The organism is Celeribacter sp. SCSIO 80838 (assembly GCF_056498065.1).
On sequence record NZ_JAZKMA010000001.1, the window covers coordinates 969,155 to 990,649 of the forward strand.

General features: G+C 60.6%; 21 protein-coding genes and 1 riboswitch. Of the genes, 12 read left to right on the plus strand and 9 right to left on the minus strand.

What is annotated here, in order from left to right; translation table 11 throughout:
- Positions 1-28 precede the first annotated feature (28 nt).
- From V1475_RS04715 to V1475_RS04740, 6 genes are all read left to right on the plus strand, one after another.
- Positions 29-541: a MarR family winged helix-turn-helix transcriptional regulator gene (locus V1475_RS04715; protein WP_434289671.1), complete on the plus strand. Its 513-nt coding sequence runs from the start codon at positions 29-31 to the stop codon at positions 539-541.
- A gap of 1 nt (position 542) precedes the next feature.
- Positions 543-1,241, plus strand: coding sequence for a response regulator (locus V1475_RS04720; RefSeq protein WP_434289670.1), 699 nt, complete (start codon positions 543-545; stop codon positions 1,239-1,241).
- Positions 1,242-1,312: 71 nt separating this feature from the next.
- Positions 1,313-1,555 (plus strand): exodeoxyribonuclease VII small subunit, encoded by a 243-nt coding sequence (locus V1475_RS04725; protein WP_066703249.1) that lies wholly within the window; start codon positions 1,313-1,315, stop codon positions 1,553-1,555.
- Complete coding sequence (locus V1475_RS04730) at positions 1,555-2,421, plus strand: polyprenyl synthetase family protein (protein WP_479411827.1); 867 nt, start codon at positions 1,555-1,557, stop codon at positions 2,419-2,421. The genes V1475_RS04725 and V1475_RS04730 overlap by 1 nt, the downstream gene beginning before the upstream one ends.
- Positions 2,422-2,435: 14 nt before the next feature.
- Entirely contained in the window at positions 2,436-4,364 is a 1,929-nt protein-coding gene (gene dxs / locus V1475_RS04735) for a 1-deoxy-D-xylulose-5-phosphate synthase (protein WP_479411828.1), read from the plus strand.
- A 112-nt stretch (positions 4,365-4,476) separates the two neighbouring features.
- Positions 4,477-5,664, plus strand: coding sequence for an MFS transporter (locus V1475_RS04740; protein ID WP_434289667.1), 1,188 nt, complete (start codon positions 4,477-4,479; stop codon positions 5,662-5,664).
- Here V1475_RS04740 and V1475_RS04745 read toward each other — a convergent pair.
- Positions 5,658-6,524 carry an SDR family oxidoreductase gene (locus tag V1475_RS04745; protein WP_479411829.1) on the minus strand — a complete coding sequence of 289 codons (867 nt, stop codon included), beginning with the start codon at positions 6,522-6,524 and terminating at the stop codon, positions 5,658-5,660. The two genes, V1475_RS04740 and V1475_RS04745, sit on opposite strands and share 7 nt — an antisense overlap.
- A gap of 111 nt (positions 6,525-6,635) precedes the next feature.
- Here V1475_RS04745 and V1475_RS04750 point away from each other — a divergent pair, with 111 nt between their 5' ends.
- Both V1475_RS04750 and V1475_RS04755 read left to right on the plus strand, forming a co-directional pair.
- Complete coding sequence (locus tag V1475_RS04750; protein ID WP_479413953.1) at positions 6,636-8,096, plus strand: AMP nucleosidase; 1,461 nt, start codon at positions 6,636-6,638, stop codon at positions 8,094-8,096.
- 135 nt (positions 8,097-8,231) lie between these two features.
- On the plus strand, positions 8,232-8,519 hold the full coding sequence (locus V1475_RS04755; protein ID WP_434289665.1) for an HU family DNA-binding protein: 288 nt from the start codon (positions 8,232-8,234) through the stop codon (positions 8,517-8,519).
- 77 nt (positions 8,520-8,596) lie between these two features.
- Here V1475_RS04755 and V1475_RS04760 read toward each other — a convergent pair whose 3' ends face one another.
- Together V1475_RS04760 and aroC are read right to left on the minus strand one after the other, a co-directional pair.
- Positions 8,597-9,550, minus strand: a complete 954-nt coding sequence (locus V1475_RS04760; protein ID WP_479411830.1) for an AEC family transporter — start codon at positions 9,548-9,550, stop codon at positions 8,597-8,599.
- On the minus strand, positions 9,543-10,643 hold the full coding sequence (gene aroC, locus V1475_RS04765) for a chorismate synthase (RefSeq protein ID WP_479411831.1): 1,101 nt from the start codon (positions 10,641-10,643) through the stop codon (positions 9,543-9,545). The genes V1475_RS04760 and aroC overlap by 8 nt, the downstream gene beginning before the upstream one ends.
- 160 nt (positions 10,644-10,803) lie before the next feature.
- Here aroC and V1475_RS04770 point away from each other — a divergent pair, with 160 nt between their 5' ends.
- The 4 genes from V1475_RS04770 to V1475_RS04785 all read left to right on the plus strand — a co-directional run bounded on the left by V1475_RS04770 (position 10,804) and on the right by V1475_RS04785 (position 15,578).
- Positions 10,804-12,165, plus strand: a complete 1,362-nt coding sequence (locus V1475_RS04770; protein WP_479411832.1) for a dicarboxylate/amino acid:cation symporter — start codon at positions 10,804-10,806, stop codon at positions 12,163-12,165.
- 84 nt (positions 12,166-12,249) lie between these two features.
- Positions 12,250-12,355: riboswitch (TPP riboswitch) on the plus strand.
- A 40-nt stretch (positions 12,356-12,395) separates the two neighbouring features.
- A complete protein-coding gene (gene thiB / locus V1475_RS04775) occupies positions 12,396-13,370 on the plus strand; it encodes a thiamine ABC transporter substrate binding subunit (RefSeq protein ID WP_479411833.1) in 975 nt (324 codons plus the stop codon).
- Positions 13,346-14,890 carry a thiamine/thiamine pyrophosphate ABC transporter permease ThiP gene (locus V1475_RS04780; RefSeq protein ID WP_479411834.1) on the plus strand — a complete coding sequence of 515 codons (1,545 nt, stop codon included), beginning with the start codon at positions 13,346-13,348 and terminating at the stop codon, positions 14,888-14,890. The genes thiB and V1475_RS04780 overlap by 25 nt, the downstream gene beginning before the upstream one ends.
- Positions 14,883-15,578: a thiamine ABC transporter ATP-binding protein gene (locus V1475_RS04785; RefSeq protein WP_479411835.1), complete on the plus strand. Its 696-nt coding sequence runs from the start codon at positions 14,883-14,885 to the stop codon at positions 15,576-15,578. The genes V1475_RS04780 and V1475_RS04785 overlap by 8 nt, the downstream gene beginning before the upstream one ends.
- Positions 15,579-15,625: 47 nt before the next feature.
- Here the strand turns inward: V1475_RS04785 and V1475_RS04790 are convergent, their stop codons facing one another.
- From V1475_RS04790 to dapF, 6 genes are all read right to left on the minus strand, one after another.
- Positions 15,626-16,444 carry a cytochrome c1 gene (locus V1475_RS04790; protein ID WP_479411836.1) on the minus strand — a complete coding sequence of 273 codons (819 nt, stop codon included), beginning with the start codon at positions 16,442-16,444 and terminating at the stop codon, positions 15,626-15,628.
- Positions 16,445-16,461: 17 nt separating this feature from the next.
- The gene (locus tag V1475_RS04795; protein WP_434289658.1) at positions 16,462-17,868 is read right to left on the minus strand and encodes a cytochrome b; all 1,407 of its coding nucleotides are present in this window, start codon (positions 17,866-17,868) and stop codon (positions 16,462-16,464) included.
- Positions 17,869-17,879: 11 nt separating this feature from the next.
- Positions 17,880-18,443: a ubiquinol-cytochrome c reductase iron-sulfur subunit gene (gene petA / locus V1475_RS04800; protein ID WP_434289657.1), complete on the minus strand. Its 564-nt coding sequence runs from the start codon at positions 18,441-18,443 to the stop codon at positions 17,880-17,882.
- Between the two features lie 186 nt (positions 18,444-18,629).
- A complete protein-coding gene (locus V1475_RS04805; RefSeq protein WP_479411837.1) occupies positions 18,630-19,301 on the minus strand; it encodes a glutathione S-transferase in 672 nt (223 codons plus the stop codon).
- A complete protein-coding gene (gene mtaB, locus V1475_RS04810) occupies positions 19,298-20,557 on the minus strand; it encodes a tRNA (N(6)-L-threonylcarbamoyladenosine(37)-C(2))-methylthiotransferase MtaB (RefSeq protein ID WP_479411838.1) in 1,260 nt (419 codons plus the stop codon). The genes V1475_RS04805 and mtaB overlap by 4 nt, the downstream gene beginning before the upstream one ends.
- The gene (dapF, locus tag V1475_RS04815) at positions 20,557-21,393 is read right to left on the minus strand and encodes a diaminopimelate epimerase (RefSeq protein ID WP_479411839.1); all 837 of its coding nucleotides are present in this window, start codon (positions 21,391-21,393) and stop codon (positions 20,557-20,559) included. The genes mtaB and dapF overlap by 1 nt, the downstream gene beginning before the upstream one ends.
- Between the last annotated feature and the right edge of the window lie 102 nt (positions 21,394-21,495).

Here is a 21,495-nt window from a genome sequence, read left to right on the forward strand (position 1 = left end):
TTTACGCAGTTCGAGAACGAGGCAGGATATGGCGGATGGTAAGGCTGGCGGAACCAAGAGTGGGGAAGCGCTGCTTTTTCTGACGGATGAGCAGCTCCGCAAAGGCATCGAGGCGATGTTTTTCGCCTATCGCGGTTTTACGGCGGACCCCGATCGTATTCTGGAAAAACACGGCTACGGGCGGGCGCATCACCGGGCGCTGCATTTCATTTCCCGCGCGCCGGGAACCAATGTGAACAACCTTCTGGGCATTCTTGGTGTGACGAAACAGTCGCTCAACCGGGTGCTTCGGACGCTGATCGAAGACGGTCTGGTGGAGAGCCGGGTGGGGGTTCAGGACAAGCGCGAACGTCATCTCTATTTGACGGAGACGGGTAAAGTGCTTGAAGGTGAGATTGCGGAGGTGCAACGCGCCCGGATGCGCGCGGCGTATCGGGAGGCGGGCCATGAGGCCGTGTCGGGGTTCCGGCGGGTTCTGGAGGCGATGATGGACCCGGATCAGACGGCGTTTTTCAACGCGCTGTCCGGGAAGGAGGACTAGGTTGAGTGGGGAAATCCACCTTCTGATTGTGGACGATGACGAGCGGATCAGGGGGCTGTTGCAGAAATTCCTGATCCGGCACGGGTTTTGTGTGACCGCGGCGCGGGATGCGGCCCATGCGCGGCGTTTGCTTGCGGGGCTGGAGTTCGATCTCATTGTGCTCGATGTGATGATGCCGGGCGAGGACGGGATCAGCCTGACGCGCGATCTGCGCAAAACCATGTCGACGCCGATCATGCTTTTGACCGCGAAGGGCGAGACCGAGGACCGGATCGCCGGGCTTGAGGCCGGGGCGGACGATTACCTGCCGAAACCCTTCGAGCCGAAAGAGCTTTTGCTGCGGATCAATGCCGTGCTGCGTCGGATGCCGCAGATGGAACAGGCGGAGGCGGGGCCGAAATACCTGCATCTCGGGCGGTTCCGTTACGATGTCGAGCGCGGCGAGCTTTGGGAAGGCGACCAGATCGTGCGTCTGACCGGGACCGAGGCGCAGTTGATGAAGATTTTCGTCACCTCTGCGGGGGAGCCGGTGACGCGGAGCGAATTGGTTGAACGGTTGGGGCGCGATGGCGATCAGGCGCAGGAACGCGCCGTCGATGTTCAGATCACCCGTCTGCGCCGCAAGCTCGAAGACGACCCGCGCCAGCCGCGGTATCTGCAAACGGTGCGCGGTGCGGGATATATGCTGACGCCGGAGTAAGTCGGCAAAGTCAAACTGGCCTTTCCCGCCGGTTTTCCTATATGCAGTGAGAAAGCATTTTGGAGAGTCAGATGAGCGATACGCCGGTCAGCGAAATGTCCTTTGAAACCGCCATGGCGGAGTTGAACGAGGTTGTGAGCAAGCTCGAACGCGGTGACGTGGCGCTTGAGGACAGCATTGCCTTGTACGAACGCGGCGCGGCGCTCAAGGCGCATTGCGAGGCCAAGCTCAAGGACGCCGAGGAAAAGGTCGAAAAGATCACCATCGGCCCGGACGGGCAGGCCAAGGGCGTGACCAAGGCCGAAGGTGTCTGATGCAAGACGGTCTGGTGCGTTGCAAAGCGGCGGTTTCCACCTGTTTTGACACTGTTTTGTCCCCGCTTGGCGCCATGCCCGTGGAGGAGGGCATGCGCTATGCGCTTGAGGGCGGTAAACGGTTGCGGGCTTTCCTCGTGATGGAAGGTGCGGCATTGCATGGGATTGCACCCGCGCAGTCCGTCTGGGCTGCGGCCGCGATCGAGGCGCTGCATGCCTATAGCCTTGTGCATGACGATCTGCCTTGCATGGACGACGACGATTTGCGCCGGGGTCAGCCGACCGTGCACAAGCGCTGGGACGAGGCGACGGCGGTGCTCGTCGGCGATGCGCTTCAGACCCTTGCATTCGAGCTTCTGACCCGTCCCGAATTGGGTGTTTCCAGCCAGGTTCGGGTCGAATTGATCGCCTCTCTTGCAGCCTCCTCCGGCGTGCGGGGCATGGTTCTGGGGCAGGCGCAGGATATTGCGGCGGAGACCTCCGCGACGCCTCTGAGCCTCGACGAGATCACTGTGTTGCAGGGCAACAAGACCGGGGCGCTGATCGAATGGTCGGCGCGGGCGGGGGCGATTCTGGCCGGGGCCGATCCGGCACCGCTTGGGACCTATGCCAAGGCGCTTGGTCTCGCGTTCCAGATTCAGGACGACATTCTCGACGTCGAAGGCGATGTCGAAAAAACCGGCAAGGCCGTGGGCAAGGATGCCGATGCGGGGAAGGCGACGTTCGTGTCGCTTCTGGGTCTTGAGGGGGCGAAAGCGCGTGCCGCGGCCTTGGTCGATGAAGCCTGTGCGGCCTTAAGCCCCTATGGAACGCGGGCCGAACCCTTGCGAGACGTCGCCCGCTTCGTTATTTCGCGGGAAACCTGAGAAAGCGAGACGCCATGTCCGATCGTCCAGCCACACCGACACTTGACCGCGTGAATGTCCCCGCCGATCTCAAGGCGCTGTCGGATGTCGAGCTCAAACGTCTTGCGACCGAGCTCCGTCAGGAGGTGATCTCCGCCGTCTCTGAGACGGGTGGACATCTTGGGGCAGGGCTTGGCGTGGTGGAGCTGACCGTGGCGCTGCATGCGGTGTTCGATACGCCGAAAGATCGGTTGATCTGGGACGTGTCGCATCAATGTTATCCGCACAAGATCCTGACAGGGCGTCGCGACCGGATGCGGACGCTGCGACAGGAAAAAGGTCTTTCGGGCTTCACCAAGCGCTCTGAAAGCCCCTTTGACCCCTTTGGGGCCGGGCACAGTTCCACCTCGATCTCCGCAGCGCTGGGTTTTGCCGTGGCGCGCGATCTCGGTGGCGCGCCGGATTACGGGCTGGGCGACGCGATTGCGGTGATCGGTGATGGATCGATGTCTGCGGGCATGGCATTCGAGGCGATGAACAACGCGGGCCATCTGGGCAAACGCCTGATCGTCATTCTGAACGACAACGAAATGTCCATCGCGCCGCCGACCGGGGCGCTGTCTTCCTATCTCACCCGTCTCTATGCCGGGGCGCCGTTTCAGGAATTGAAAGCGGCTGCGAAGGGCGCGGTTTCCCTTTTGCCGCATCCGTTTCAGGAAGGGGCAAAACGCGCCAAGGAGATGCTCAAGGGCATGACCGTGGGCGGGACGCTGTTCGAGGAGCTGGGCTTTTCCTATGTCGGTCCGGTCGACGGGCATGACATGGACCAGCTTCTGAGCGTGCTTCGCACTGTGAAGGCGCGGGCCACCGGGCCGATCCTGATCCATGCGATCACGAAAAAGGGCAAGGGTTACGCGCCTGCCGAAAGCCGTCCGGACAAGGGGCATGCGACGGCGAAATTCGACGTGCGCACCGGCGAACAGAAAAAAGCGAAATCCAATGCGCCGTCCTACACACGGGTTTTTGCGGATGCGCTCATTCAGGAAGCGGAGCGGGACGACAAGATTGTTGCCGTGACCGCCGCTATGCCGGATGGCACGGGGCTCGACCTTTTCGCCGAACGGTTTCCGACGCGGTGTTTCGACGTTGGCATTGCCGAGCAACACGGAGTGACCTTCTCCGCCGGGCTGGCCGCAGGCGGGATGAAACCGTTTTGCGCGATGTATTCGACGTTTTTGCAGCGCGGCTACGATCAGGTCGTGCATGACGTGGCGATCCAGCGCCTGCCGGTGAGGTTTGCCATTGATCGTGCCGGGCTTGTCGGCGCCGATGGGGCGACCCATGCTGGGGCGTTCGACATTGCCTTTATGGCAAACCTGCCGGGCATGGTCGTTATGGCCGCTGCCGATGAGGCGGAGTTGAAACATATGGTGGCGACCGCTGTCGCTCATAATGAGGGGCCGATTGCCTTCCGCTATCCGCGTGGTGAGGGCGTTGGCGTCCAGATGCCGGAACGTGGCGAAGTTCTGGAGATTGGCAAGGGCCGGATCGTGCGCGAGGGCACGCGCGTGGCGCTTCTGTCCTTCGGAACGCGTCTCGAACCCGCGCTGAAAGCCGCAGAGAATCTTGCGGCCAAGGGCATTTCCTGCACCGTGGCCGATGCGCGGTTTGCCAAGCCTCTCGATCACGATCTGATCCGCGATCTGGCGGCCAATCACGAAGCGCTGATCACTCTGGAAGAGGGGTCTGTCGGTGGATTCGGGTCGCATGTGGCGGATTTCCTCGCCAATGAGGGCGTCTTTGATCACGGGTTGAAGTTCCGCTCGATGACTTTGCCGGATACGTTCATCGACCATGCCAGCCCCGAGGCCATGTATGCGACCGCCGGTCTCAACACGCCGGACATCGAGACGAAGGTGCTCTCCGTGCTCGGGGTTGCCGATATTGCCAGCAAACGCGCCTGATCCCGGTTTTCGCAAGGCGGGTATGACGCCAGCGCTTTGGTCGTGCGGTTGATCCTTTGATCTGAATGAACGAAGACTGGCGTTTGCAGTCTGCCTCAAATCAGGATTTCCCATGGCCGTTGCCTCCACAGCCGCGCCCGGCACCCGTCCGGGTATCGTTCTTTTCGCGCTTGCGATGGGCGGGTTCGCCATCGGGACGACGGAATTCGCGACGATGAGCCTCTTGCCCTATATGGCCGGGGGGCTGGGCATAGATGAGGCGAAGGCCAGTCACCTTGTTTCGGCCTATGCGCTGGGGGTTGTCGTCGGTGCGCCGATGATCGCCATTGCGGCGGCGCGAATCGAGCGACGGGTGTTGCTTGTCGGTTTGATGGCGATGTTTTGTCTGACCCATATCCTCTCGGCGATTGCGCCGAATTACACGGCCATGTTTATTGCACGGTTTCTGAGCGGCATGCCGCATGGTGCCTATTTCGGCGTGGCGGCCTTGCTTGCGGCCTCTCTTGCCGGACCCGGGCAGAGGGGCAAGGCTGTGGCGCGTCTCATGTTGGGGCTGACCATTGCGACGGTGGTCGGTGTGCCGATGGCGAATGTGCTCGGTCAGACGGTGGGTTGGCGCTGGGCCTTTGCGCTGGTCGGCGTGCTGGCGGCGGTGACGGCGGGGCTGATCCTGAGTTTTGCGCCGGTTTCGGCGGCGGGCGGCGGGTCCAATGCGGTGCAGGAGCTTGGTGCGCTGAAGAACCGGCAGGTGCTTTTGACGCTCTTGAGCGGGGCAATCGGGTTTGGCGGGTTCTTTGCTTTCTACACCTATCTCACCTCCACGCTTCTGGAGGTGACGCAGGTTGTGGAGGGGGCCGTGCCGTGGTTTCTGGCGCTGATGGGGCTTGGCATGACGCTCGGCGCGCTGATTGCCGGTTGGGCGGCGGACCGGGCGCTGAACCTGTCGGTGTTTCTGATGCTGTTCGTGAATATCGGTCTGCTTTTGCTTTACCCGCTGATCGCGGGGCAAAGCGGGGCCATGGCGGGGCTGGTGCTGGCGATGGGGCTGGCGAACGGCTTTCCGATCCTGTTGCAGACCCGGCTCATGGATGTCGCCCGCGATGCACAGGCGCTGGCGGCGGCCTTGCACCATGCCGCCTTCAATGTGGCCAATGCGCTGGGACCCTTCATCGCCTCGATTTACCTTGCGAAGGGGTACGGGTTCACCTCGTCGGGCTATGTCGGTGCGGTGCTGACCTTTGCCGGGGTGGTTCTGTACGGCATTACGCTTTGGGATTATCGGCGGAACTGGCGTTACTGATCTTCTTGCAGCAGGGCTTGCAGGCCGGTTTTGTAATCCGGGTAGATGAGCCGGATGCCCAGATCCCGCTTCATCCGGTCGTTTCGCACCTTCTTGTTTTCTGCATAGAAACTTCGCGCCATGGGCGTCATCTCCGCCGTTTCGAAATCCTCTTCGGGCGGAAGCGGCAGGCCGAGAAGTTCGGCGGCATAGCCGATCACCTCTTGCGGCGGGACCGGAAGGTCGTCGCAGATATTATAGATTCCGCTGGAGTCGGGTCTGTGGATCGAGGCTTCCAGAACCTGAGCGATGTCTTCGACATGGATGCGGGAAAAGATCTGATCCTTTTTCACGATGCGCCGGGCCGTACCATTTCGGACCTTGGCGAAGGGGCCGCGACCCGGCCCGTAGATGCCCGCGAGGCGAAAGATCGACAGGTTTAGAGCCAAATCCTGCGCAGTCTCCTGCCAGTCCGCTTCGGCCTGAACCCGTGCGATGCCGCGTTTCGTGGCCGGGGTCAGAGGGGTGTCCTCATCCACCCACGCGCCGCCATGATCGCCATAGACGCCGGTGGTCGAGAGGTAGCCGACCCAGCGAAGATTGGGGGCGGCGTCGATCAGGCATTGACGATGGTTGCGCAGAAACGGATCACCGTCGGCATCCGGTCCGGCAGAGATCAAGAGATGGGTTGCACCGGCAAATTGCGCTGGAAGCGGCTCTTGTCCGAGCAAAACAGGGCGGACACCCGCACTGTCAAATTCCCGTGCCTTTTCGGGGTTACGCGTGGTGCCAATGATCTCCCAGCCCTGCGGCAGGAGACGACGGGCCAAAGCCTGCGCGCTATAGCCGTGACCGAAGGAAAACAGTTTCTGCGGGATCATGGGTCTCTCCTGATTTCGGGGCTCTTGCGTCCGTGCCGCACATGGTCTCAACTGTGCCGATACCGTGCTGATAAAAGGAATATAAGAATGGACAGCCGTTTGACGAGCCTGATGCTTGAAACCCCGCCGGAGCGCGATCCACGGAGTTATTCCGACGCGGAGGCGGCGGTCAGCCAACTCGAAGAGCTCTATACGGAAGCCTGTTCTTTCTTGGCGGAAAAATTCTCGATGATCGCACGCGGGGACAAGCCGACGGCGCGGTATCGGGCCTATTACCCGGAGATTCGCGTGGTGACGACCTCGCATGCGACGATGGACAGTCGGCTGTCCTTTGGTCATGTGGCGGGGCCGGGGGAGTATTCGACGACGATCACGCGACCGGACCTGTTCCGCAATTATCTCAAACAACAGATCACCCAGATCATCCGCAATCACGGGGTGCAGGTTCAGATCGGGTCGTCGCAGACCCCGATGCCGGTGCATTTCGCGGTCGCCAATGACGAAAACATCACCGTACCGCAGGAAGGGGCGATGGCCTTTCCGCTGCGCGATGTCTTCGATGTGCCGGATCTGAGCACCACCCATGATGATATTGTGAACGGGTTCGGCTATCTCCACGAGGATGGGTCTTCCGCGCTCGCGCCCTTCACGGCGCAGCGGATCGATTATTCTCTGGCCCGTCTGTCGCATTACACCGCGACCGATGCGAGCCATTTCCAGAACCATGTGCTGTTCACCAACTATCAGTTCTACGTCTCGGAATTCGAGGCCTATGCGCGCAAGGTTCTGGCCGATCCGGAAAGCGGCTACACCAGCTTCGTTTCGACCGGGAATGTCGAAATCACCGATCCCGATACGGTGATCCCGCCCACGTCGAAGATGCCGCAAATGCCGACCTATCACCTGAAACGTGCCGATGGCGGCGGGATCACTTTGGTGAATATCGGGGTCGGGCCGTCGAATGCGAAAACCGCGACGGATCATATTGCGGTGCTGCGGCCGCATGCCTGGATCATGGTTGGGCATTGTGCGGGGCTGCGCAACTCCCAGCGGCTTGGCGATTTCGTTCTGGCACATGCCTATCTGCGCGAAGATCATGTGCTGGATGACGATCTGCCGGTTTGGGTGCCGATCCCGGCGCTGGCGGAGATTCAGACCTCGCTTGAGGATGCGGTGGAGCAGATCACCGAGCTTGAAGGCTATGAGCTCAAGCGGATCATGCGGACGGGGACGGTGGCGACGATCGACAACCGGAACTGGGAGCTTCGGGACCAATCCGGTCCGGTGCAGCGGTTGAGCCAGTCGCGGGCGATCGGTCTCGACATGGAAAGTGCGACGATTGCCGCCAATGGATTCCGGTTCCGTGTGCCTTATGGGACGCTTTTGTGCGTGTCGGATAAGCCGCTTCATGGCGAATTGAAGTTGCCGGGGATGGCGTCCGAGTTCTACAAATCGCAGGTCTCGCGACATCTGCTCATTGGTATTCGCGCCATGGAGCTTTTGCGGGAGATGCCGATTGAGCGAATCCATAGCCGGAAATTGCGCTCTTTCGAGGAGACGGCCTTCCTGTAAGTGAGTCTTTTTCGTCCAAAATGCGCGAAAAACCCCAGTATATGTACACTAGGCGTTGTATGCCCCCGCAATATTAGCTTAGAAATGCGCGATAACCCCCTAATCCAAGGGGGGCGTACGAGGAGTATACAGACAATGTCGAAACCGATGACCAAGACCCAGCTCGTGGCTGCTCTGGCCGAAGAAATGGGCAGCGACAAGAAATCCGCGGGTGTCGCACTCGAAGCGATCACTGCGATCATTACCAAAGAAGTGTCCGCCGGTGGCGCCGTGACCCTGCCGGGTGTTGGCAAAATCTACTGCCGCGAACGCCCGGAGCGCATGGTTCGCAACCCGCAGACCGGCGACCAGATGAAAAAAGAAGCCGACAAGGTCGTGAAAATGACCATCGCCAAAGCGCTGAAAGACAGCGTGAACGGCTGAACCGGTTTTCAGGTTTGAGGGAAAGGGTCGCGTTTCGCGACCCTTTTTCTTTGGCTTTGCGGCGGAGAAAACAGTCTCTAAACCACCAGAAACAGCACAATGTTGAGCGTGATGAACGCGCCCAAAGTGTTGATCAGGATCGAGAGGGAGGCCAGCGCGCCGCGTCCGACCTCTTGAGCGAAGAGTGCTGCGATGGCCATGGTCGGCAGCGCGGCGGAGAGATAGCCCGCGATGCGGAAATCCGGGTCCATCCGATGGCCGAATTGTGCCATGGTGAAGATCACCAAGGCGGCAAAGAGCGGCATGACGATGAGTTTGCCCACGGCGGCCTGGCTTGCCAGACGCAGATTGCCCTGAAACGACAGGCCGACCAGCGAGCCGCCGATGACGAAGAGCGCCACGGCAGAGGCGGAATTGGCGACGAGCTGGATGAGGTGTCTTACAGGACCGGGGAGGCTGAGTCCCAGTGCGGAGACGATGAAGCCGAGGATGATCGCGATCACAAGCGGGCGTTTCACGAGCCCCTTGAGAACCTGCCCGAGTTGCTGAAGCGCGTTGCCCCGCCGGTCTTCCCGCGGTTTTCCGGCTTCGATGGCCATCAGTGCGAGCGGAATGAAGACGATGTTCTCGACGAGGAAATTCATCGCGAGGATGATCCCGGCGTGATCCGGGACGAGGATGAGGAACATCGGGTAGCCGATGAAGCCCGAGTTCGGGCAATAGGACACCATGGTCACCACGCCGCGCCGACCGGGATCGGCGACGAGGGAGAACCAGAGAAAGGTGAGGCCCGCCGTGAGCACGCCGGAAAGCGCATAGACGGCGATATAATCGGGGTGGATGACCTCGGAAATCGGGCGCGAAGAGATGGCGCCAAAGACGAGGGCGGGGAGGGCGAAATTCATCACCCAGCCGCCGAGGATGCCCATGTCCGCAGGGCGAAACACGCCCTTTGTGACGGTGCCATAGCCGATGGCGACGATGGCGAAGATCGGGAATGTGATCCCGAAAATGGTGAGAATCTCAGCCAATTTTGCCGCGAAGCCCCTCGCCGATCTGGCCACGATGCAAGAGCAAGTGATCGAGGATCACACAGGCCATCATCGCCTCGCCCACCGGGACGGCGCGAATGCCGACACAGGGGTCGTGGCGGCCCTTGGTGATCAGATCGGTGTCTTCGCCGGATTTCGTGACTGTTTTGCGCGGGGTCAGGATCGAAGACGTCGGTTTCACCGCAAAGCGCACCACAACATCCTGCCCGGTGGCAATCCCGCCAAGGATACCGCCCGCATGATTCGACCCGAATTCAGGCCCATTCGGCCCCATTCGCATCTCGTCAGCGTTTTCTTCGCCGGTGAGACAGGCGGCATTCATGCCTTCGCCGATCTCGACACCTTTGACAGCGTTGATCGACATCATCGCAGCGGCGAGATCCGTGTCCAACTTGGCGTAAATCGGCGCCCCGAGCCCCGCAGGAACGCCTTTTGCGACCACCTCGACAATCGCGCCAACAGAAGAGCCGCTCTTGCGAATTTCGCCCAGATAATCGCCCCATTTCTCGGCCGTCGTGGCGGAGGGCACCCAGAACGGGTTGTTTTCGATTTCGGCCATGTCACGGGGGCCTTCGATACCATGCGGCCCGATCTGGGTCATATAGCCGATGATCTGCAAATCAGGCACCAATTCGGCCAAAACCGCTCGCGCCACGCCACCGGCGGCCACGCGCGCGGCGGTTTCCCGCGCGGAGGAACGCCCGCCGCCACGATAATCACGGATGCCGTATTTCTGGTAATAGGTGATGTCGGCGTGACCGGGGCGGAACGCCTGCGCGATCTCGCCGTAGTCTTTCGAACGCTGATCCGTGTTGCGGATCATCAACTGGATCGGCGTACCGGTGGTCTTGCCTTCGAACACGCCTGAGAGGATTTCCACCTGATCCGGCTCGCGCCGCTGGGTGGTGAATTTCGATGTGCCCGGCTTGCGTTTGTCGAGCCAGACCTGAAGCATGTCCTCATTGATCTCGATCCCCGGCGGGCAGCCGTCCACCGTGGTGCCCAAGGCGGGGCCATGGCTTTCACCCCAGGTGGTGAAGCGGAAAAGATGTCCGAATGTGTTCATGCTCATGGCGGGCTCCTCGCGTTGTTCCTGCTTTAACCGATGTCACATCTTTGGGCAATCGATGCGCTAAAGGGGAGTTTGCCTCCTTATTTCCCTGCGAAGTTCTTTGGCGAAAATGGATTTCCGTGGAAGGCTGAGGGGGTGCTTACTCGGTAAGGAGATCAAAATGACGTCGACAGGGACAATTCAGGGGCCGGGAGACAAGAAGCTCTCTCTCACGGCTAAAATCATGATCGGGATGGTGGCGGGGGTGATCCTCGGTGTGATTCTGAATATGGTCGATAACGCATTCATCAACACACACATCATCGGCGGATTGTTCGCCATGATCGGCAAGATGTTCGTCAACGCGCTCAAGATGCTCGTTGTGCCACTGGTGTTCTTTTCGCTTTTGACCGGGGTGACGGGGATTGGCGACATTCGGCTTTTGGGGCGCGTGGGCGGCAAAAGTTTCGGCCTCTATCTGATGACCACGGCCATGGCCATCGGCATTGCTATCATCCTCGCTCTGATCATCGGGCCGGGCAAAGGCTTTGACATGACCGGGGTCGAGACGGGCGGGATCACCGGCAAAGAGGCGCCGACCGTTTGGGATGTGTTCGCCGCCATCGTGCCGACGAACCCGGTTGCGGCCTTTGCCAGCGGTGAGATGCTTCAGATCATCTTCTACACGATCATCCTCGGCGTTGCCGTTCTGATGCTCGGGCATCGGTCCAAAGCCTTTGTCGAGGGCTGCGAATATATGAACGAGGTGATGATGAAGGTCGTGACCATCGTCATGAGTTTTGCCCCGATCGGGGTTTTCGTGCTGATCGCCAAGACCTTTACCGAGCAGGGGATCGAGCTGTTCATTCCAGTTCTGGCCTATGTGTTCACCCTCACGGGGGCGCTTTTGCTCCATCTCTTCGTGACGCTGATGGTCCTTTTGAAGCTGCTTTCGGGCCTGAATCCCTTCACCTTCATGGCGAAAATTCGCCCCGCACAGCTTTTCGCTTTCTCCACCGCGTCGTCCAATGCCACCATCCCGGTGACCCTGCGGTCCGTGACCGAACGCATGGGGGTCGACAATTCGGTGGCCTCCTTCTGTGTGCCGTTCGGGGCGACGATCAACATGGACGGGACCGCAATCATGCAAGGGGTTGCGACCGTGTTTCTTGCCAATGTTTATGGCATTGATCTTGGTGTGATGGGCTATCTGACCGTGATCGCCATGGCCGTGCTTGCCTCAATCGGGACCGCCGGTGTGCCGGGGGTGGGGCTTGTCATGCTCACGATGGTGCTCGGTCAGGTGGGGCTTCCGATCGAGGGCATCGCTTTGATCCTCGGTGTCGACCGTCTCATGGACATGATCCGCACTGCTGTGAACATTACGGGTGATGCGGTTGTGACCGCCATTGTCGCGAAAGGCGAAGGCAAGATCGACATGTCCGTTTTCGAGGACCCGGAAGCGGGGCTGGTCGGCGAGGAAGACATCCATATCGACGCTTCTGTCGAAGCCGAAATGGCCGAGATCGTGCACAAACACTGACGCGCCAGCGCTTATCATCACAGATGGCCCCTTCCGCAGCGCTGCGGGAGGGGCTTGTTTTTCTCTCCTTTGGGCAATAGTTTCGCCTTTACCTCGGGGTGCCCGTGAGAGATCACGGCTGAGATGCGACAGCGAACCCGTTGAACCTGAACCGGCTAACACCGGCGGAGGGAAGGTATCAGCACTCGACCGCTGCCCTTTTTCTTCGCCCATAGTATATGGAGCGAGCCATGAAATATGGCCTTATGACTGCGGCGCTCTTTGTCGCATCCGCTGCCTCAGCAGACCCACTCACGATTTATGCACCCGATTATTTCGCCTCCGAATGGGGGCCGGGTCCGGCAATCAAGGAGGCTTTCGAGGCCCAGTGCGGTTGCGAAATCGAATATGTCACCGGCGATCTATTGCCCCGGCTGTTGCTTGAGGGGGATCGAACCAAGGCGGATGTCGCCATCGGGTTCAATTCCGACGTGACCAAGAAGGCACGTGAGACCGGGCTGTTTGCGCCGCATGGGCTGGACCTGTCTCCTCTGACTCTGCCGATTGACTGGCAAGATGACATCTTCCTGCCGTTCAACTGGTCCTACACGGCCTTCATTTACGACAACACCAAGATCGCCAATCCGCCGACCTCGTTCCACGAACTGGTGAATTCGGATGAGGACTGGAGCATCGCCATACAGGACCCGCGCACCTCGATTTCCGGGCTGGCTCTGGTGCTTTGGGGCAAAGAGGTGTTTGGCGATGAGGCCCCCGAAGCCTGGGCCAAGCTTGCCCCGAAAGTGACCACTGTGACCAAGGGCTGGTCGGAGGCTTATGGCCTCTTTACCGATGGTGAGGTGGACATGGTGCTGTCTTACACGACGTCCCCCGCCTATCACATCATCGCCGAAGAAGATGAGACGAAATCGGCGGCGCTTTTCGATGAGGGGCACTATTTCATGGTCGAACTCGCGGCAAAGCTGGCTGGAACCGATCAGTCGGAGTTGGCGGATCAGTTCATGGCTTTCATTCTGTCGCCGACCTTCCAGAACATCATTCCCACGGCCAACTGGTCCTACCCGGCGGCTTTGCCGAAGGACCAATGGCCGGAAGAGTTCTCGCAACTCAATTACCCGGAAAAGGCGATTTTCCTGAGCGAAGACGAGGCAGACGCGCTTCGGGATGAGGCCATCGCCGAATGGCGCGCCGCGTTTTCGCAATAACGCTCTGGCCCGGGCTCATCGCGGCGGCTCTGGTCGTCGCTTTGACCCTGGGCACTCTGGGTGCCGTGGCGCTTCGGGCGGAGACCTTCTCCGCGCTCTCCCATTTCGACTGGCTCGCGGTGCGGTTCACCGTGGTTCAGGCGTTTTTGTCGGCGCTGCTCTCCGTCCTCTTTGCCATCCCCGCAGCACGGGCTTTGGCGAGGCGGAGCTTCCCCGGGCGCGGGCTTTTGATCACGCTTCTGGGGGCGCCCTTTATCCTGCCGACCATCGTCGCGATCCTCGGTCTGACTGCCGTGTTCGGCAAGTCGGGTTTTGTCTCGATTGCACTGAGTTGGGCTGGATTAGAGCCGATTTCGATCTACGGATTCCATGGCGTCGTGCTGGCGCATGTGTTTTTCAATTTGCCTCTGGCGACGCGGCTTTTGTTGCAGGGCTGGGGCGCGATCCCGGCGGAGCGGTTCCGCTTGGCAAGCTCCCTGCATTTTGGGCCAAAGGACGTGTTTCGCCACATCGAACTGCCGATGTTGCGCGACATCGTTCCCGGTGCCTTCACGGTCATCTTTCTGATCTGTACCACCTCTTTTGCAGTGGCTTTGACCTTTGGCGGCGGACCGAAGGCCACCACGGTCGAACTCGCGATTTATGAGGCGTTTCGCTATGATTTCAACCTTGGCAAAGCCTCTCTTCTGGCGCTCATTCAGGTGCTGATCTGTGCCTTGGCCGTTGTCCTGTCGCTCAAATTCCGCGTGCCGCAAATGGGCTCAGGCGGCCTCAATCGTGTCGTTCAACGCTTCGATGCCCAGACCCTGCGCACCCGTGCGCTCGATCTGTTCTGGATCGTCGCCGTCAGCCTCTTCCTTCTGACGCCGCTTCTCGCAATCGCGCTCCGCAGTGCCGGGGGCCTTGTCGATCTCCCACCCTCCGTCTGGAGCGCCGCTTTGCGCTCCCTCATCACAGCGCTTGGCTCTGCCGCTCTGGCGATCCTCATGTCTCTCGCTCTGGCCCTCGCCTCCCTGCGCTGGCGGGGGCTGGAGGTCATCGGCATGTCCTCCATCGCGGCTTCGCCTCTGGTCATGGGCACCGGTCTCTACATCGTACTTTTCGCCATTACCGACCCGGCCGATTGGGCGCTGCCCATCACGGCCTTGGTCAACGCGGTGATGTCGATGCCCTTCATCCTGCGCGCGCTTGGCCCGGCTTTGATGGGGGCAGAACGCGATTATGGGCGTCTTGCAAACAGCCTCGGCATGACCGGTTTGAGCCGGATCAGGCTCGTATATCTGCCCCGCCTTCGTGTCCCCATGGGCTTTTCCGCCGGTCTCGCCGCGGCTTTGTCGATGGGCGATCTGGGGGTGATCACGCTCTTTGCCCGCCCCGAGGCGGCCACGCTCCCCTTGCAGATTTACCGCCTCATGGGGTCCTATCGCATGGATCAGGCCATGGGCGCGGCTTTGCTGCTTTTGGGGCTGAGTTTGACCCTGTTTTACATCTTCGATCTCTGGGGGAAGCGCCGTGCTTGAGCTTCAATCCATCCGTCTCACTCAAGGGGAGTTTACCCTGTCCGCCGATTGCGTGATCCCGCTCGGGTCTCGTGTTGCTGTCATAGGACCCTCGGGGGCCGGAAAGTCCACGCTCCTTTCACTGATCGGTGGGTTCGAGGGGCCGGACACGGGGCGACTTCTGTGGAATGGGCAGGATTTGACCGAGACTTTGCCGCATGAGCGTCCGATCTCGCACCTGTTTCAGGACAACAATCTTTTTGCCCATATGACCGCCGCACAGAATGTCGGACTTGGCATTCGGCCCAACTTGCGCCTGTCGCAAGCGGAGCAGATTCGTGTGTCGGAGGCCCTGAGCGCGGTGGGCCTTGCGGGCATGGAGGCGCGGCGCCCTGCGGAACTGTCTGGTGGGCAACAGAGCCGGGTGGCGCTGGCGCGGGTGCTGGTGCAGGAAAAGCCCCTGATCCTTCTGGACGAGCCGTTTTCGGCGCTGGGACCGGCGATGCGGGGCGAGATGATCGGGCTGGCGAAAGAGGTCAGTGACAGACTCGGGGCCACCATGTTGATGGTCACTCATGACATTGCCGATGTGGATCGCTTCGCCGATCTGGTGATCTGGGTCGAAGGCGGGCAATGCCAGCCGCCGCGCGATTGGGCGGAGATGAAGGCCGATCCGCCGGAGGGACTCAAGACCTATATCGGAACATGAAAAAAGCGCCCCGGTTTGGGGCGCTTTCTTTTTGGTGTGGCTCTGGATCAGAGCGTGGTCTTTTTGCCCTTATGCGGTGCCCAGAGCTTCTTGTTCGTCAGGAACAGAAGCGAGGTGAGGATCACAAGGAAGGTCACGGCGACGAAACCGGCTTTCTTGCGGGCCATCATCTTGGGCTCCGCAGCCCACATCAGGAAGGCAGCGACGTCTTCGGCCTCGTGGTGCAGCTCGTTGGAGTGACCGTCGGCGAACTCGACGTCTTCGCCGTAAAGCGGCGGGGCCATGGCGATCCAACCGGTGGAGAACGCGGTGTTCTCGTAATAGGTGGTGCCCGCTTCGACTTTCTCCTCGCCGGTGTAGCCGGTGAGAATGGCGACGATGTATTCCGGCCCGCCGATCCCTTTCAGGAACTGGTTGATACCGGTGCCCGCCGGACCGTGGAAGCCCGCGCGCGCCTTCGCCATCAGCGACAGGTCCGGTGCGTTCTGCGAGGCATTGGCCGGGAAGTGGTCGTTCTCGGTCAGCGCACGCGCAGCGCCTTCTTCATAGTCGAAGAGATGCATGTTGGAGGCTTCGTCGTTCACCGGGTACTGGGCCGCGTAGGCGCGGACCTGATCCTCGGGAAGCTCCGGGCCGCCTTCATCCGCAAGGGTGCGGATCGGCACGAATTTCATGCCGTGGCAGGCGGTGCAGACTTCGGTGAAGATCTGTAGGCCGCGCTGAAGCTGCATCTGGTCGTATTTGCCGAAGGGACCCTCGAAAGAGAAGTCCACATCGTGGATATGCCCACCGCTGCCTGCGGCCATGGCGGCCGAGGCGGAAAGACCCAGAGCGGTGAGGGCGGAGAGGGTGAGTTTCTTGATCATGTTCCTCAAGTCCTTTCTCACTCGGCCGGCTCTTTGGCGGCGGACGGGTAGTGAGCGATGAAGTCTTCTTCGATCGTTGCCGGCATCGGCAGCGGTTTCTCGATGATGCCCAGAAGCGGGAGGATCACGAAGAAATAGCCGAACCAGTAGGCGGAGCCGATCAGGGCAAAGCCCGGAGCCGACATGCCGATGGTGTTGTCGAAATCGGCGCCGGAGAGGCTGTGCATGAAGACCGGGTGACCGTCGAGGATGCCGACCATGATCAGATCCGTGCCCTGCGCACCGGCCCAGGTCAGGCCGAGGAAGAAGAACACGAGAAGCCAGTAGGCGACCTTGAACATCGGGCGGTACTTGCCGGAACGCACAGACGACGTGTCGGTCCAGGGCACCAGAGCCATGGCAATGATCGCGCCGAACATGGCGAGCACACCGAAGAATTTCGCGTCAACGATGCCGCCCGTCAGGAAGCTGATGATCTGGACGAGCCAGACATCGGCAGTGAAGGCGCGCAGGATCGCGTAGAACGGCAGGAAGTACCATTCCGGCACGATGTGTGCAGGCGTCGAAAGCGGGTTGGCTTCGATGTAGTTGTCCGGGTGGCCGAGGTAGTTCGGCATGAAACCGACAACCGCGAAGAAGGCGATCAGGACCACGCCAAGGGCGAAGAGGTCTTTGATCACGAAATACGGCCAGAACGGCAGCGTGTCTTTCTCGGCCTCGGCTTTCGAGGTCTTGCGCACGTCGATGCCCGCCGGGTTGTTGTTGCCGGTGTGGTGGAAAGCCCAGATGTGGACGATCACCAGACCTGCGATCACGAAGGGCAGGAGGTAGTGCAGCGAGAAGAAGCGGTTCAGCGTGGCGTTGTCCACGGCCGGTCCGCCCAGAAGCCAGGTCTGGATCGGCTCACCGATGAACGGGATCGCGCCGAACAGGCCGGTGATCACGGTCGCACCCCAGAAGGACATCTGACCCCAGGGCAGAACGTAGCCCATGAAACCGGTGGCCATCATCAGGAGGTAGATGATCATGCCGATGATCCAGGTGATCTCGCGCGGGGCTTTGTAGGAGCCATAGTAGAGGCCGCGGAAGATGTGGAGATAGACGGCAAAGAAGAACAGCGACGCGCCGTTGGCGTGCAGGTAGCGAAGCATATGGCCGCCGTTCACGTCGCGCATGATGTGCTCGACGGATTTGAACGCCAGATCGACATGCGGGGTGTAATGCATCACCAGAACGATGCCGGTGACGATCTGAAGCCCGAGGCAGAATGCAAGGACGATGCCCCAGATCCACATCCAGTTCAGGTTTTTCGGGGTCGGGATCATCAGCGTGTCGTAGATCAGGCCGATGATCGGAAGACGGGAGTTCACCGCTTTGGTGAGGCCGGTCTTCGGTTCATAGTGGTCGTGCGGAATACCAGACATGAATTTCTCCCTTAGCCCAGAATGATCTCGGAATCGCCTTCGAAGGCGGCGATCGGAACCGGAAGGTTTTCGGGAGCCGGGCCTTTGCGGATGCGACCGGCGGTGTCGTAGTGAGAGCCGTGGCAGGGGCAGAACCAGCCGCCGAAATCCCCGGCGCCATCGCCCAGCGGCACACAGCCGAGGTGGGTGCAAACCCCCATCATGACAAGCCATTCGCCCGCGTCATCCAGCGTGCGGTTCTCGTCGGAGGCGTCGAGCTCGGCGTCTTTGTTGTTGTTGCGCGCGATCGGGTCCACGAGTTCGTCCATGGTCACGGCGCGACCCATTTCGATCTCTTCCTGGGTGCGACGGCGAATGAACACCGGCTTGCCGCGCCATTTGACGGTGAGCTGGGTTCCGACCTCGACGCCGCTGATATCAACGCGGATCGAGGAGAGAGCTTGAACATCGGCGGACGGATTCATCTGGTTGACCAGAGGCCAGACGACAGCACCGGCGGCAACTGCACCAGCGCCACCCGTGGCGTAGTACAGGAAATCGCGTCGGGTGCCTTCGTGTTCATCTACGTGGGACACTGCAATTCTCCAATTTCTTCGGCCGGTCCTCCCCGGCGAATGCGCGAGAGGCCGCGGTTTTGCCGCAGCCCTTCGCAGGCGGTTTTAGCGACAGGAGGCCGTTCAGTCTAGCATTCAATGAATTGTGAACGGCGCGATGTGTCGCGGGGGCTGGAAATTGTGTCCGATATAAGATATATCTTAAATTTACCTATACCCACCCAGAGGGTGCATCCTCGGAGTGTGCTTTCGCTGCGGGAAAAGCGCTGGTGTATCCGTGACTTGCCATTTCGCATGCTTCTCCATGATCGCGGTAAAGCGTTCCGACGCCAGAAAGCGGTAAAGCCAGCCCTGAATGCCCGACCAGTCCTGAGCCCCGAACCAGTCCCAGTCTACCATGGAGAACTGCCGTACGAAGGTGATCGTTGCGAGGTCGGCCAGTGTCGGACGGTCACCGTATAGCCAGATCCTGCGACGCAAGGCCGCATCCGCTTGCCAGAGGATCGCAGCGGCTTTTTCGCGTTCCGCGACTGGATCGGTTCCGGGATAGCGGGTGACGTACTTGTAGCGGTCCAGTGCGGTTTTGAACGGGCCTTCGATTTGCGCGATCCAATCCTCCCCCTCGGCGGGCATGTCGCGCAGACCCTCCGGATCGTTCTGTGCAAGCGCCCAATCCATGACGTCGCGGCTTTCCTCGATCACGCCGGTGTCTGTGATCAGAACCGGCACCGTGCCTTTGGGGGAAGCCTCGAGCATCTCTTGAGGCTTGTCCCGCAACGCCACTTCACGCAGTTCCACCTCGATCCCGGCTGAGACAATCGCCAGTCGCGCACGCATGGCGTAGGGGCAGCGGCGAAAGGAATAGAGGATCGGCGTCATGCGGTGAGTTGCGTGTCCTTCACGCCGGTGATCAGGGCCTTGAGGATCGCGCCCTCGGCCTGAGCCCTCTGGAAATGTACCTCGGTGAACTGCTCCGTCCGGCCCATATGCGGGTTTTCCATGAGGATCATGTGTTCGCGTCCGACCTGCGCTTGCAGGTGCTTCTGAACCTGTTCGTCGCCCACTTTGCGCAGTCGTGCCGCACGTTCGCGGATCACCTTGCCATTCACCTGACGCGGAATTTTCGCGGCGGGCGTCCCTTCGCGTTTCGAATAGGGAAAGACATGCAGCCAGGTCAGGTTGCAGTCGGTGACCAGTTTCATAGAATTCTCGAACTGTGCCTCGGTCTCCGTCGGGAACCCTGCGATGATGTCCGCACCGAAGGTCATTTCGGGCCGAAGCTTGCGCGCCTCTTCACAGAAGCGGATGGCATCGTCGCGCAAATGGCGCCGCGCCATGCGTTTGAGAATCAAATCGTCGCCATGCTGCAAGGACAGGTGCAGATGTGGCATCAGGCGCGGCTCGGTGGCGATCGCCTGCATCAGCATGTCGTCGGCTTCGATGGAATCGATGGACGAAATCCGCAGGCGCGGCAGATCCGGCACCAGTTTCAGGATGCGCATCACCAGATCGCCCAGACGTGGGGTGGCCGGAAGGTCCGCACCCCAGCTCGTCAGGTCCACACCCGTGAGCACCACCTCGTTGAAGCCTTTGTCCACCAGTCGTTTGATCTGATCGACCACCACACCGGCGGGCACGGAGCGCGAATTGCCGCGACCGTAAGGAATGATGCAGAAGGTGCAGCGGTGATCGCAGCCGTTCTGGACCTGCACATAGGCTCGATGTCGGCCGAATCCGTCGATCAGATGCCCGGCGGTCTCGGTCACTGACATGATGTCATTGACCTGAACGCGTTCGGTGTCGCCGATGAAATTCGGCCCCATGGCTTGCCAGGTCTCGGGCTGCATCTTTTCCGTGTTGCCGATCACAAGATCGACTTCGGACATGGCGTTGAACGTCTCGGGTTCTGTCTGCGCCGCACATCCGGTGACGATGATCTTCGCCTCCGGATTCTCGCGCCTGAGCTTGCGAATCTCTTGTCGGGCTTTGCGCACCGCTTCCGCCGTCACCGCGCAGGTATTCACCACCACGGCGTTCTCGACGCCATTGGCCTCGGCCAGTTCCTTCATCGCCTCGGTTTCATAGGCGTTGAGGCGACAGCCGAGTGTCGCAAAGATTGGCGGTTTGGCGGACATCAGACGCGCTCCAGAAAAGACGTGTCGAATTCCGCCTTGAACACCAGTTGCGTCGGCCCGGTCATCCAGACGCCATCCTCACGCCAGTCGAGCGTCAGCCAGCCGCCGTCGACCTCCATCCGCACGGTCTTGTCGGTCAGCCCGCGCACAGCGGCCGCTACGGCGGTCGCACAGGCCCCTGAACCGCAGGCCAAGGTGATTCCCGTGCCACGCTCCCAAACCCGCATCCTGATCTCATCGCGAGACCGCACCTCGGCAAATTCGACATTGGTGCGTTGCGGGAACAACGGATCGTATTCGACCCGTCTGCCCCAACCTGCGACGTCCACATCCTTGATGTCCGACACAAAGAACACCGCATGGGGGTTGCCCATGCCAACCGCCACCGGCTCGCCTTCGAGCGGCAGAAAATCGGTGTCCACCGGATGCGACAACGGCACCTCGTCCCACATGCGCTGAGGGTGGCCCATGTTGACGGAGACCTCGTCGCCCGCGCGCCGGGCAATCAAAATCCCGCGCTCAGTGCGAATCGTGACCTCATCCTTGCCGGTTTCATCCAGCATCAACCGACCGACACAGCGCGTGGCATTGCCACAGGCCCCCGCGCGCGAGCCGTCGGAATTCCAGAAATCCAGATCAATGTCGGCCACGTCCGAGCTGCGAATCTCCGCCAGCTGATCAAACCCGACCCCGCGATGCCGATCCCCGACCGCGAGCGCGAGTTCAGGCGTAACAATAGCCTCCCGTCCCCGTGAATCGATGATCACGAAGTCATTGCCCAGCCCATGCATTTTCAGAAAGGGCAGGCGGGGGGAGCTGTCAAAATCCTGTTGCATGGCGGGGCATATAAACCTTGTCGAAACCTTTTCCAAGAAAATCTCAGTTTTACGCTTGACGCTCCTGACCCACGACAGTAAACCCCGCCGCACAGCCGATGA